This is a genomic window from Helicobacter sp. 12S02232-10 (assembly GCF_002272895.1).
In the GTDB taxonomy this organism is placed as follows: domain Bacteria; phylum Campylobacterota; class Campylobacteria; order Campylobacterales; family Helicobacteraceae; genus Helicobacter_J.
Genome location: NZ_MLAQ01000004.1, coordinates 165016 through 179307 on the forward strand (window position 1 = coordinate 165016; position 14292 = coordinate 179307).

A 14292-nucleotide genomic window follows, 5' to 3' on the forward strand; every position below is an offset into this window, starting at 1 on the left:
AATAAACTTAATTTATCTCTAATAATTAGGTTTATTCGGAGTGTTTGACTCTTCTAAATTCCACTGAACGAAGGTTTAAAAATATGCCAACGAAAATTAAAACAAAAAATAGATTACGAATAGATTTTACAAAGTTACCTCAAAGTTTGGAAGTTCCAAATTTGTTGTTATTGCAGAGAGATAGTTATGATTCTTTTTTGTCTCCAAGAGGGGATAAAGAAAGTGGAATAGAAAAAGTTTTTAAGTCTATTTTTCCAATTCAAGATGCTCAAAATAGGATTACTTTAGAATATGCAGGATGTGAATTTGGCAAACCTAAATATACCATTCGCGAGGCAATGGAGAGAGGTATTACTTACGCCATTCCGCTGAAAATAAAAATCAGACTTGTTTTGTGGGATAAAGATGAAAAAGGCGAGAAAGTAGGGATAAAAGATATTAAAGAGCAAAGTATTTTTATTCGAGAAATCCCTTTAATGACTGATCGAACTTCTTTTATCATCAATGGTGTTGAACGTGTTGTTGTCAATCAATTGCACCGCAGTCCTGGAGTTATTTTTAAAGAAGAAGAATCGATAACCTCTTTCAATAAGCTAATCTATACAGGACAAATTATTCCTGATAGGGGTTCGTGGCTGTATTTTGAATACGATGCAAAAGATACTTTATTTGTGAGAATCAATAAGCGTAGAAAAGTTCCCGTTACAATATTATTTAGAGCAATGGGCTATAGCAAACAAGATATTGTTAAAATGTTTTATCCTTTATTGAGGATTCGGTTTGAAAAAGGAAAGTATTTGATACCTTTCAATCCGAGTGATTTTGATGGCAGGATTGAATTTGATCTGAAAAATTCTGATGGAGAGGTAGTTGTTCCAGCTGGAAAAAGATTGAGTGCTAAGAAAGCTAAGGAACTTCAAGAAAAAGGACTCAAATGGGTAGAATATCCTACTGATGTCTTATTGAATCGCCATTTGGCTGAACCGATCGTTGATGCAAAGACTGGAGAAATTATTTTTGATACGCTCACTCAAATTGATGAAAGCAAATTGAAAAAACTTTTAGAAATCAAAGTCAAAGATTTTGTGATTGCCAATGATTTGGCATTGGGATATGATGCTTCCATTATCCATTCTTTTATAGCCGATGCTGAATCTTTGAGACTTTTGAAGCAAACTGAAAAGATTGATGATGAAAACGATTTAGCAGCCATTAGAATCTATAAGGTTATGAGACCTGGAGAGCCTGTTACAAAAGAAGTTGCTAAGCAATTTGTAAAACAATTATTTTTTGAACCTGAGAGATACGATTTAACCCGAGTGGGCAGAATGAAGATGAATCATAAGCTTGGGTTGAATGTTCCTGATTATGTAACCGTTTTAACCCATGAAGATGTAATAGAGACCGTAAAATATTTGGTAAAAGTCAAAAATGGTCAAGGAAGAATTGATGATAGGGATCATTTGGGCAATCGAAGGATAAGGGCTATTGGGGAACTTTTGGCAAATGAACTTCACACTGGGCTTGTAAAAATGCAAAAAGCCATTAGAGACAAACTTACGACTATGAGTAGTTCTTTTGATACGATTATGCCCCACGATCTCATCAATTCCAAAATGATCACAAGCACGATTATGGAATTCTTTACAGGTGGGCAACTTTCGCAATTTATGGATCAAACAAATCCTCTTTCAGAAGTCACACATAAAAGAAGGCTTTCTGCTCTTGGTGAGGGCGGTTTGGTAAAAGAAAGAGTTGGATTTGAGGCAAGAGATGTGCATCCTACGCATTATGGAAGAATTTGCCCGATAGAGACTCCAGAAGGTCAAAATATTGGTCTTATCAATACATTATCCACTTTCACTAGAGTCAATGATCTTGGTTTTATTGAAGCCCCTTATAAAAAGGTTATCAATGGAAAAGTAACCGATGAAATTGTTTATCTAACCGCTACTCAAGAAGATGGTCATATCATTGCACCTGCGAGCACAAAGCTCAACGATAAAGGAGCCATTGTTGAAGATTTGATCGAAACAAGGGTTGGCGGAGAGATTATGTTGAGTGAAAAAAATAAAGTCACTCTTATTGATCTTAGCCCTAGAATGCTTGTTGGGGTTGCTGCGTCTTTAATTCCTTTCTTGGAACACGATGATGCCAACCGTGCTTTGATGGGATCGAATATGCAACGTCAAGCCGTTCCATTACTCAGACCAGATGCTCCAATTGTAGGCACAGGTATAGAAAAAATTATTGCTAGGGATTCGTGGGAGGCTATTAAGGCCCTTAGACCTGGCATTGTTGAAAAAGTGGATGCAAAAAATGTTTATATTTTGGGCGAAGATGAGAATGGTGCTTATATAGATACCTATTCGTTGCAAAAAAATCTCCGAACCAATCAAAACACAAGTTTTACCCAAAAACCCATTATAAAAGTCGGCGACACCATTCAAAAAGATCAGATCATTGCAGATGGTCCGAGTATGGATAATGGGGAACTTGCTCTTGGCAAGAATATCCGTGTTGCATTTATGCCTTGGAATGGATATAACTTTGAAGATGCAATTGTTGTGAGTGAAAAGGTTATCCGAGAAGATGCTTTCACATCTATTCATATTTATGAAAAAGAAATTGAAGCTAGAGAATTGAAGCACGGGGTTGAAGAAATTACTTCAGATATTCCCAATGTCAGAGAAGAAGAAATCGCCCACTTAGATGATAGCGGGATTGTTAAAATCGGAACTTATGTCAGTGGGGGGATGATTCTTGTAGGCAAAGTTTCTCCTAAGGGTGAAGTGAAGCCTACTCCTGAAGAACGTCTTTTAAGGGCTATTTTTGGAGAAAAAGCCGGTCACGTTGTGAATAAGTCGCTTTATTGCCCACCTTCTTTGGAAGGAACGGTTGTTGGCGTGAAGATTTTCACTAAAAAAGGCTATGAAAAAGATTCTAGGGCTATCAGTGCTTATGAAGAAGAAAAGTCTATTTTGGACATTGAACACCACGATCGATTGACAATGCTTAATAAAGAAGAAATGTTGCGAATTGGTCTGATGCTTTCAAAGGAAAAGCTCAATGCAGATGCTGTAATTAGTGACAAGAAGTATAAAAAAGGTGAAATGATTCCAAAAGATGAGATTGCCAATATCAATCGTTTTGCCTTAAATACACTCATAAAAAGTTATTCAAAAGCCGTTCAAGGTAAATATGAACAGATCAAGACAAATTTTTTAGAGCAAAAAAAGACTCTTGGAGAAGAACACGAAGAAAAGCTTTCGATTTTGGAAAAAGATGATATTTTGCCCAGCGGGGTTGTTAAACAGGTTAAAATTTATATCGCTACAAAAAGGAAGCTCAAAGTCGGTGACAAAATGGCAGGAAGACACGGGAATAAGGGTATCGTATCCAATATAGTCCCAGATGTGGATATGCCTTATACTGCTGATGGAGAACCTGTTGATATTGTTTTAAATCCTTTGGGTGTTCCAAGTCGTATGAATATCGGACAAATCTTAGAAGTGCATTTAGGTCTTGTGGGCAAAGAATTTGGTAGGCAAATTTCTGAATTACTTGAGAAACAAACCGGATCTTTTCTTAAGAGCCTAAGGGCAAAAATGCTTGAAATTGCCGAAGCAGTCAATCAAAATGAACCCGAAATCATTGAAGTTCTCAAGCAATGCAGTGATGATGAATTGTTGGGTTATGCTAGAGATTGGAGCAATGGCGTTAAATTTGCTATTCCTGTATTTGAAGGCATTTCTCAAGACAAATTCAATAAGCTTTTTGAAATGGCAAAAATCTCTATGGATGGCAAAACCGATCTTTATGATGGCAAAACTGGCGAAAAAATGAGAGAAAGAGTGAATGTAGGCTATATGTATATGCTTAAACTTCACCATCTTGTCGATGAAAAAGTCCATGCTAGAAGTACCGGACCTTATTCTCTTGTTACCCAACAGCCTGTTGGTGGTAAGGCACTTTTTGGAGGACAGAGATTTGGGGAAATGGAAGTTTGGGCGCTTGAAGCTTATGGGGCAGCCCATACTCTTAAAGAAATGCTTACGGTTAAATCTGATGATATTAAAGGTAGGGAAAATGCCTATCGTGCAATCACAAGAGGTGAGCACGTCGGAGAATCAGAAATCCCTGAAACTTTTTATGTTTTAACAAAAGAATTACAATCTTTGGCTTTAGATGTCAATATTTTTGGCGATGAAACTGATGAAGAAGGGAATCCTAAGCCAATCGTAATCAAAGAAGAGGATCGCCCAAAAGATTTTAATTCTTTTCAATTAGTTTTGGCAAGTCCTGAAAAAATTCACTCTTGGAGTTATGGAGAGGTTAAAAAACCTGAAACAATCAACTATAGAACACTTAAGCCCGAAAGAGATGGCTTATTTTGTACTAAGATTTTTGGTCCTGTGAGAGATTATGAATGTTTATGTGGAAAATATAAAAAACCGCGTTATAAAGGCATTATTTGCGAAAAATGCGGAGTTGAAGTCACAAGCTCAAAAGTTAGACGCTCTAGAATGGGGCATATTGAGCTTGTAACACCAGTTGCACATATTTGGTATGTTAGCTCTTTGCCAAGCCGAATCGGTACGCTTCTTGGTGTAAAAATGAAAGATTTGGAACGCGTGCTTTATTATGAAGCCTATATTGTCAAAGAACCCGGAGAGGCTTTTTATGATAATGAATCCACAAAACCCGTAATGAAATACGATGTTTTAAATGAAGAGCAGTATCAAAATATCCATCAAAGGTTTGAAGATAAAGGCTTTGTTGCTCAAATGGGTGGAGAAGCTGTAAAAGAACTTTTAGAACAACTTGATTTGACCATTTTACTCCAAAATCTCAGAGAGGAAGTCAAAAGCACTAATTCTGAAGCGAAGAAAAAAACAATCATCAAACGCTTGAAGGTCGTAGAGAGCTTTTTAAATTCTGGGAATCGCCCTGAATGGATGATGCTCACCGTATTGCCTGTATTGCCCCCTGATTTAAGACCTTTGGTTGCTCTTGATGGTGGAAAGTTTGCTGTAAGCGATGTGAATGATTTGTATCGTAGGGTTATCAATAGGAACCAACGCTTAAAAAGGCTAATGGAGCTTGACGCCCCTGAAATTATTGTCAGAAATGAAAAAAGAATGTTGCAAGAGGCAGTAGATGCACTCTTTGATAACGGCAGGAATGCAAATGCGGTAAAAGGAGCAAACAAACGTCCTTTAAAATCCCTTTCAGAGATTATCAAAGGAAAACAAGGCAGATTCAGACAAAATCTACTTGGCAAACGTGTGGATTTCTCCGGAAGAAGTGTTATTGTCGTGGGACCAAATTTGCGAATGGATGAATGCGGGTTGCCTAAAAATATGGCTTTAGAGCTTTTCAAACCGCATTTATTGGCAAAACTTGAAGAAAAAGGGTATGCAACGACACTCAAGCAGGCTAAAAAAATGATTGAGCAAAAAACAAATGAAGTTTGGGAATGTTTGCAAGCAATTGTAGCAGGCTATCCTGTATTGCTCAATCGTGCGCCGACTCTCCATAAGCAATCTATACAGGCATTCCACCCAAAACTGATTGATGGTAAGGCAATCCAACTCCATCCGCTTGTTTGTTCAGCGTTTAATGCTGACTTTGATGGCGATCAGATGGCTGTTCACGTTCCTTTGTCCCAAGAAGCGATCACAGAGTGCAAGGTGTTGATGCTTAGCTCAATGAATATATTGCTCCCTGCAAGCGGCAAAGCAGTTGCGGTTCCAAGTCAGGATATGGTTTTGGGCTTGTACTACTTATCTTTGGAAAAATCAGGTGTCAGGGGTGAGCATAAATTATTTGGAAATATCGATGAAATTATGATTGCTATTGATGCACAAGAATTAGATATCAATGCAAAAATTCGAACTGTTATTGGACGTAGGGTGCTTCATACTACAGCAGGTAGATTGATTTTGAAGTCTATTTTGCCCGATTTTGTTCCCATCAATTTATGGAACAAAGTGATGAAGAAAAAAGATATTGGCGCACTGATTGATTATGTCTATAAAGAAGGAGGCATTGGAATTACGGCTGCTTTCTTGGATAATCTTAAGGGATTGGGCTTTAAATACGCCACAAAAGCGGGTATTTCAATTTCAGCTGCAGATATCATTGTCCCTAATGATAAGCCAAAGGTGGTCAATGCTGCTAAAAATGAAGTGAAGAAAATCCAAGCACAATACGATCAGGGATTATTGACAGAGCAAGAAAGATATAACAAGATCATTGACATTTGGACAGATACCAATAATAAAATGGGCAAAGAAATGATGGCGTTGGTAGAGGCAGATAAGGGAGGTTTTAACTCAATTTATATGATGGCAGATTCGGGCGCAAGAGGTTCGGCTGCACAAATCAGACAGCTATCTGCAATGAGAGGTTTGATGGCAAAGCCTGATGGTACAATCATTGAAACCCCGATTATTTCAAACTTCAAAGAAGGTCTGAATGTATTGGAGTATTTTAACTCCACGCACGGAGCAAGAAAAGGGTTGGCTGATACTGCGCTTAAAACGGCAAATGCTGGTTATTTGACAAGAAAGCTCATTGATGTGTCCCAAAATGTCAAGGTTGTGATGGAGGATTGTGGAACGCACGAAGGTATTGAAATTACAGATATCACTGTTGGTAGCGAATTGATTGAACCTTTAGAAGAAAGAATTTTTGGGCGAGTGTTGGCTGAAGATATTATTGATCCAATTACTAATGAGATTCTTTTGAGTGCAGGTACTTTAATCAGTGAAGAAAAAGCCAAAAAAATCACAGAAGCTGGAGTAAAATCTGTAATCATCAGAACTCCAGTTACTTGTAAGGCACAAAAGGGTGTTTGTGCCAAATGCTATGGATTGAATTTGGGTGAGGGCAAAATGTCTAAACCTGGAGAAGCAGTGGGAGTTGTTGCCGCTCAATCCATTGGCGAGCCTGGAACCCAGCTTACATTGAGAACTTTTCACGTCGGGGGTACGGCTTCTAGAAGCCAAGAGGAACGCGAGATTTTGGCGGAAAAAGAAGGGTTTATCAGATATTATAATCTAAAGACTTACAAAAACAAAGAAGGAAAAAATATTGTTGCAAACAGAAGAAATGCAGCAGTATTGGTTGTAGAGCCTAAAATAAAAGCGCCGTTTGATGGTGTGCTTAAAATTGATAGCGCACACGATGAGACGATTGTAAGCGTCAGCAATGCTAAGCAGGAAGCTAAATTTGTGCTTAGAAAAGGCGATGTGGCAAAACCTAACGAATTGGCAGGAGTTAGCGGTAAAATCGAGGGTAAAATCTACTTGCCTTATGGCACGGGTCATCGTGTAAAAGCAGGCGGAAGTATTGTTGATATCATCAAAGATGGCTGGAATATTCCCAATCGTATCCCTTATGCGAGTGAAATAATCGTTGATGATAATGCCCCGATTGCCCAAAAAATCTATGCCAAAGAAAAAGGCGTGGTTAAATATTATGTTTTGGAAGCTGACCATTTACAAAGATCTAAGAATGTCAAGGCCGGAGATATTATCAAAGAAAAAGGAATTTTTGCTGTGGTAGCCGATGAAAATGACAGAGAGGCGATTAGGCATTATTTGGCGAGAAATTCAAAGATTTTGATTAGCGATGATAGTAAGGTTGATGCTGATACAATGCTTGCTGAACCTGATTCTGATATTAAAAATGTGATTGCAATTTGGGATCCTTATAACAATCCAATCATTTCAGATAAGGCAGGTATTGTGAAGTTTGAAGATGTGATTCCTGGCGTGACGGTAGCGGAGAAAGAAGATGAAAATACAGGCATTACCAATCTAGTTGTGAATGAATATATTCCTGCGGGTTATAAGCCAAGTATCCTGATTGATACAGGAGCGGGAGAAACCTTGCGTTACACTCTTGAGCCTAAGACTTCTATTTCCGTGCTTGAGGGCTCTAAAGTGGAAGTTGCCGACATTTTGGCAAAAACCCCTAAAGCAACTGTTAAATCAAGAGATATTACAGGAGGTCTTCCAAGGGTTTCTGAGCTTTTTGAAGCCAGAAAACCAAAAGATGTTGCTATACTCTCTGAAATTGATGGAATTGTAAGCTTTGGCAAACCTGTCAGGAATAAAGAGAGAATTATTGTTACTTCTGATGACGGCAGGAGTGCAGAATATCTTGTCGATAAAAACAAGCAGATTTTGGTTCATACCGATGAATTTGTCCACGCTGGAGAAGCGATGACAGAAGGGGTGACTTCAAGCCACGATATTTTAAGAATCAGTGGTGAAAAAGAATTGCACAAATATATCGTGAGTGAAGTCCAGCAGGTTTATCGAAGACAAGGTGTAAGCATTGCTGATAAACACATAGAAATTATCGTTTCTCAAATGTTGCGTCAGGTAAAAATCGTTGATAGTGGAAATACCAAGTTCATTGAAGGCGATCTTGTGAGCAAAAGGCATTTCAAAGAAGAAAATGAAAAAATCATTCGATTGGGTGGTGAGCCTGCTATTGCCGAGCCTATTTTATTGGGAATCACAAGGGCGGCCATCGGTAGCGATAGTATCATTTCTGCAGCCTCTTTCCAAGAAACCACAAAAGTCTTGACAGAAGCAAGCATTGCTGCGAAAAAAGACTTTTTGGAGGATTTGAAAGAAAATGTCGTATTAGGAAGAATGATTCCTGTTGGAACAGGGCTTTATAAAAATAAAAGATTTATCGTTAAAACAGATGCGCAGGATTAATTCTTGCTCATCTCTAAGATAAATAAAAGATTTTTTGGTGTAAAATTAGAATATTTTAATTTTAAATTTTAGAAAAAAGGAATTAAGTAGTGCCAACCATCAATCAATTAGTTAGAAAAGAGAGAAAGAAGGTTATCAGAAAAACAAAGTCTCCTGCTTTGTTGGAATGTCCCCAAAGAAGAGGCGTATGTACGCGTGTATATACGACAACTCCAAAGAAACCTAACTCCGCTTTAAGAAAAGTCGCAAAAGTGCGTCTTACAAGCAAAGTAGAAGTTATCAGCTATATTCCAGGTGAAGGTCACAATCTTCAAGAACACTCTATCGTGTTGGTCAGAGGCGGAAGAGTAAAAGACTTACCTGGTGTGAAGTATCATATTGTCAGAGGTGCTTTAGATACTGCAGGCGTTGCAAAAAGAACGGTTTCCAGAAGTAAATATGGAGCCAAAAAAGCCAAAGCCGGCTCCGATAAAAAATAAGGAAGGATATCAATGAGAAGAAGAAAGGCTCCCGCAAGAGAAATTTTAGGCGATCCTATTTATAACAATAAAGTCGTGACCAAATTTATCAATAAAATGATGTATGATGGCAAAAAAAGCATTGCTGAAAAAATCATTTATGCCGCCTTTGGCAAGATAGAGGAAAAAAGCGGTGAAAAAGGGATAGAAATCTTTGAAAAAGCACTTGATAAGGTTAGACCTTTAGTAGAAGTCAGAAGTAGAAGAGTAGGTGGGGCGACTTATCAGGTTCCTGTAGAAGTCAGACCTGTAAGACAGCAATCTCTTTCAATTCGTTGGATACTTGAAGCGACAAGAAAAAGAAATGAAAGAACAATGATTGATCGCTTGGCAAATGAATTGATGGATGCAGCAAGCGATAAGGGAAGCGCATTTAAGAAAAAGGAAGATGTGCATAAGATGGCTGAAGCGAATAAAGCTTTTGCTCATTATCGATGGTAATTTGAGCGAGGCTTCCGCTCTCTTCTTTATATCTCTCAACAAAACTGATAAAATAAAACTTTTGACATAAGGAAACAAATGGCACGAAAAACACCATTAGACAGAATTAGAAATATTGGAATCGCCGCTCATATTGATGCTGGAAAAACAACGACTTCAGAAAGAATCCTTTTTTATACCGGCGTGAGCCATAAAATAGGCGAGGTTCACGATGGCGCTGCGACGATGGACTGGATGGAACAAGAAAAAGAAAGAGGGATTACAATCACTTCTGCGGCAACCACTTGTTTTTGGAAAGATCATCAAATCAATCTTATCGACACTCCTGGACACGTGGATTTTACCATTGAAGTGGAAAGATCAATGCGGGTTTTGGATGGGGCAGTCGCTGTATTTTGTTCCGTTGGAGGCGTGCAACCTCAAAGCGAAACAGTTTGGAGACAGGCAAATAAGTATGGCGTTCCAAGAATGGTGTTTGTCAATAAAATGGACAGAATCGGAGCAAATTTTTATAATGTCGAATCTCAAATCAACCAAAGACTTAAGGCTAATCCAATCCCTATCAATATACCCATAGGTGCAGAAGATACCTTTAAAGGCGTGATTGATTTGATCGAAATGAAAGCGATTGTTTGGAATAATGAGGCTATGGGTGCGCAATATGATGTTGAGGAAATCCCTGCAGATTTGGCAGATAAAGCTAAAGAATACAGAGAAAAGCTCATTGAAGCTGCTGCTGAACAAGATGAAACCTTGATGGAAAAATATTTGAGCGGGGAAGAGTTGAGTGTTGAAGAAATCAAAAAAGGCATTAAAATCGGTTGCCATAATATGAGTTTAATCCCAATGCTTTGCGGGTCATCTTTCAAAAACAAAGGAGTTCAGACTTTATTGGATGCCGTTGTAGATTTTTTACCAGCACCGACTGAAGTTGTAGATATTAAAGGGATTGATTCTAAAACTGAAGAAGAAGTTCATATTCAATCGACTGATAACGGGGAATTCGCAGGGCTTGCCTTTAAAATTATGACCGATCCATTTGTTGGCCAGCTTACATTTGTGCGGGTTTATCGGGGTATGCTTGAATCAGGTAGCTATGTGTTGAATTCTACAAAAGGAAAAAAAGAGCGAGTAGGGCGCTTGTTAAAAATGCACTCTAATAAGCGTGAAGACATTAAAGAAGTCTATGCCGGTGAGATTTGTGCTTTTGTTGGTTTGAAAGATACGCTTACAGGCGATACGCTTTGTGATGAAAAAAACCCTGTTATTCTTGAAAGAATGGAATTCCCAGAGCCTGTTATCCATATTGCTGTAGAGCCAAAAACAAAAGCAGATCAAGAAAAAATGGGTGTTGCTTTAGGTAAGCTAGCCGAAGAAGATCCTAGCTTTAGAGTAAGCACTCAAGAAGAAACTGGGCAAACACTTATTGGAGGTATGGGCGAGTTACATTTGGAGATTATTGTAGATCGTTTGAAGCGAGAGTTCAAGGTTGAAGCTGAAATTGGACAACCTCAAGTTGCTTTCAGAGAGACCATTAAAAGTTCTGTCAATAAGGAATGTAAGTATGCCAAGCAGTCTGGTGGTAGGGGTCAATATGGACACGTATTTATCAAATTAGAACCTAAGGAACCTGGTAGCGGCTATGAATTTGTGAATCAAATTTCAGGCGGAGTTATCCCTAAAGAATATATCCCTGCGGTGGATAAAGGTATTCGTGAAGCAATGCAAAGCGGTGTTTTAGCAGGCTATCCCGTTGTGGATTTTCAAGTGACACTTTATGATGGAAGTTATCACGATGTGGATTCTTCAGAGATGGCTTTTAAAATTGCAGGTTCAATGGCATTTAAAGATGCCTGTCGAGCCGCTAATCCTGTTTTGCTTGAACCATTGATGAAAGTTGAAGTTGAAGTGCCTGAAGAATATATGGGTGATGTCATCGGGGATTTGAATCGTAGGAGAGGGCAAATCAATTCAATGGATGATCGAATGGGGCTTAAGATTGTGAATGCATTCGTTCCTCTTGCAGAAATGTTTGGCTATTCGACTGATTTGCGTTCTGCCACACAAGGAAGAGGAACTTATTCGATGGAGTTTGACCATTATGGCGAAGTCCCTGCCAATATTGCCAAAGAAATTGTTGAGAAGCGAAAAGGCTAATCAGATTTCTTATCGGGAAATTTTCCCGAATTTTGGATTTGATTTTTGAGTCGTTTATTTTGTCTTAAAATTTGATTGGCTACCCCTCCCCCTTTTTTTATTTTTTCTTTTTCTCTCATTTTTTTCTTCTATCTCTTAAGGGATAAATTTTAAAATATATGATATTTGCTAGTGTTGTTGATTGCCTTATCCAAATCTAAAAAAATGCAATGCCTTGCATCATCCCTATTATTTTATTTTGAAAATATTTTAAATTTTATATCACCTTGAAAAAACAAAATTAACCCCACACATCACAATCGATTTTTTACTAAAAAATCAAAATATTTGAACAATATAAATAAATCTCAATAAACCATCACATAAGAATCATTTTAATCAATTTTTAAGATGATTTTGAAACCATAGAAAGCTTATCCGTACGGATAAGTAGATATAATTTATTTATAAAAAAATAAATTATCTAATAAAATTATTTCAGATAAATTAATCCAAAAAATAGCCAATACTATCAATCTGATTTTATATTTACTCATATTGCTTCAAAATATTTAATTGAAATTTAAATTATTTTATGATTTAATGGCAGGGTTCTCAATAATAATTGATAGTTTAATGATTATCAGTTCTTCTTGATAAAATTTAAAAAAGGATTGTTTATGAATCAAAGCGAAATCAAGTTTATTTCAAAACTTCAAAATATTGTCGGGGGGGGGGGGCAAATCTTCCTCTCTAAAAGCAGGATTTTCTAAAAGACTCCTTCCTGTTTCCTTAGTTATTGCCCCCTTTTTAACCTCTTTTGTCTATGCCGATACAATAAAAGATGGTCATTGTAGCACGGATCATTGTGTTACTGTGACCAATACTCAACCCTCTATTGCCCAATTGAGTCTGCAAGACACTACAGACACTACTCCCGATAAAGTGGTGTTAAAGCAAATGATAAAAGCCGGTGGTTGGACTAACGCTGCTCGTTCTTCTACTATCACTGCCCTAAATGCTATTGTGTCTAGTTCCTTTGATTTGAGATTTCAAAACGGCTCTACAATGACTTTTAATTTCACAAATTCGGTATATCAGGGAAATTTTATCAATGGATACCAGCCTAATGGCGCTTATGGTACATCCAAGACATCAACATTTACTTTTGATGGAAGCTATCAAGGAAATAGTGATGCTAGTTTAAAGGGCTATGCTTGGGTTGGGAATATCAATATTCAAGCACAAGATAATCAAATCACTTTCAAAAATGATGCGAATATGAAAGGCAACATCACAGCAAGTCACAATTCTGGATCCCAATCAAAAACTTCTTTGATTACCTTTAAGGATTCGGCTTTGGAGGGTGATATCACTGCGCTTAGTTCAGCTGTCGATTTGAAGTTAGGAGGAGCTCACTCTAATGTTTTAAGTATCGTTTTTGATGGCAATTCTACAACCAAAGGCTATGCCCTCAAAGGTGCAGATGGCGAGCAAAATGCAACCATCAGAGCTGTTTCTGGTGGTCTTAATATCACCTTTGATAATGGTGCAATAGCTTATGCAAATACAAACTTGAGTTATGACCAATACTCTCAAACAGATATTCCTACGCTTAACATCACGCTTAAGAATAAATCTGTTTTGAATGGTAATATCAATAACGTTAAAGCAAATTTTAATAAAAACCCGACTCAAAATGTTACTCTTGAATCAGGTTCTTTGCTAAAAGGGAATGCTAATAATCAACTCGGAATCTTGAATCTCAAATCCGATAATGCCAAGATGATAGGGAATGTAAATACCTTGCAAGCTCCGATTGATTCAGATACACATACAATCATCACTTTTACTAACTCATCATTAGAGGGAAATATAGAAAATAACTTTATTGGGAAAGACCACAACGGAACATATACTAACGCAACATTTGATGGGAACAACACCACAGATGGTTATGCCCTCAAAGGAGATGTGACTAATCCGTATGGCACGATGAATCTGACCTTTAAAAACGGTGCTGTTTGGCAAGGAGACTATAAAACTAATGATGCTACTACTTATGATCAGAATAGCACAAAGAATAATTTGACTTTTGATAAAGGGAGTATAACAGGTTCGATTACCCTTTTCGGAGGTACTGGAGAAATCAAAGCCTCTAATCATTCTTCTTTAGGTAATATATCGACTCAAGCAGGTCGCAACGGTGTTATAACCAAATTGAGCATCACAGCTTCTGATCATTCCTCTTTGGGTAATATTTCAGGAGATGCTTTACTTACTGCCTCTTTTAGTGATTCAAGTGTAGGTGATATCCAAAATTCAAATGCTAATTCCACTCTAACCTTTGCCACTGCTTCTGATACTGCTCCTACTGATAAAACAGGAGAAGTTTCTTCTGAGGATAAAAAAATCACGATTGGTGATATCACTAATTTTAGAGGAACCATCACAGG

At 37.6% G+C, this 14292-nt stretch carries 6 protein-coding genes; 5 read left to right on the plus strand and 1 reads right to left on the minus strand.

From position 1 onward, the window contains the following. Positions 1-83: 83 nt before the first annotated feature. The 4 genes from BKH41_RS04940 to fusA all read left to right on the plus strand — a co-directional run bounded on the left by BKH41_RS04940 (position 84) and on the right by fusA (position 11857). A complete protein-coding gene (locus BKH41_RS04940) occupies positions 84-8741 on the plus strand; it encodes a DNA-directed RNA polymerase subunit beta/beta' (RefSeq protein WP_095297563.1) in 8658 nt (2885 codons plus the stop codon). 89 nt (positions 8742-8830) lie between these two features. Next, positions 8831-9220, plus strand: coding sequence for a 30S ribosomal protein S12 (rpsL, locus tag BKH41_RS04945; protein ID WP_095297565.1), 390 nt, complete (start codon positions 8831-8833; stop codon positions 9218-9220). Positions 9221-9232: 12 nt separating this feature from the next. Beyond that, positions 9233-9700: a 30S ribosomal protein S7 gene (rpsG, locus tag BKH41_RS04950; protein WP_095297567.1), complete on the plus strand. Its 468-nt coding sequence runs from the start codon at positions 9233-9235 to the stop codon at positions 9698-9700. 78 nt (positions 9701-9778) lie between these two features. After that, complete coding sequence (gene fusA, locus BKH41_RS04955; RefSeq protein ID WP_095297569.1) at positions 9779-11857, plus strand: elongation factor G; 2079 nt, start codon at positions 9779-9781, stop codon at positions 11855-11857. On the opposite strand, the gene BKH41_RS10105 is transcribed toward fusA, so the two are convergent. Continuing rightward, complete coding sequence (locus BKH41_RS10105) at positions 11854-11976, minus strand: hypothetical protein (RefSeq protein ID WP_257875408.1); 123 nt, start codon at positions 11974-11976, stop codon at positions 11854-11856. The genes fusA and BKH41_RS10105 overlap by 4 nt on opposite strands. A gap of 736 nt (positions 11977-12712) precedes the next feature. Between BKH41_RS10105 and BKH41_RS04960 the strand changes: the two genes are divergently transcribed. Next, the coding region (locus BKH41_RS04960) for a hypothetical protein (protein ID WP_180762738.1) at positions 12713-14292 on the plus strand (1580 nt) is incomplete at its 3' end.

Coding starts and splice junctions, on each gene's coding strand:
- BKH41_RS10105 (WP_257875408.1), bottom strand. CDS start 11,976: ATGAGAGAAAAAGAAAAAATAAAAAAAGGGGGAGGGGTAGCCAATCAA.
- rpsG (WP_095297567.1), top strand. CDS start 9,233: ATGAGAAGAAGAAAGGCTCCCGCAAGAGAAATTTTAGGCGATCCTATT.
- BKH41_RS04940 (WP_095297563.1), top strand. CDS start 84: ATGCCAACGAAAATTAAAACAAAAAATAGATTACGAATAGATTTTACA.
- fusA (WP_095297569.1), top strand. CDS start 9,779: ATGGCACGAAAAACACCATTAGACAGAATTAGAAATATTGGAATCGCC.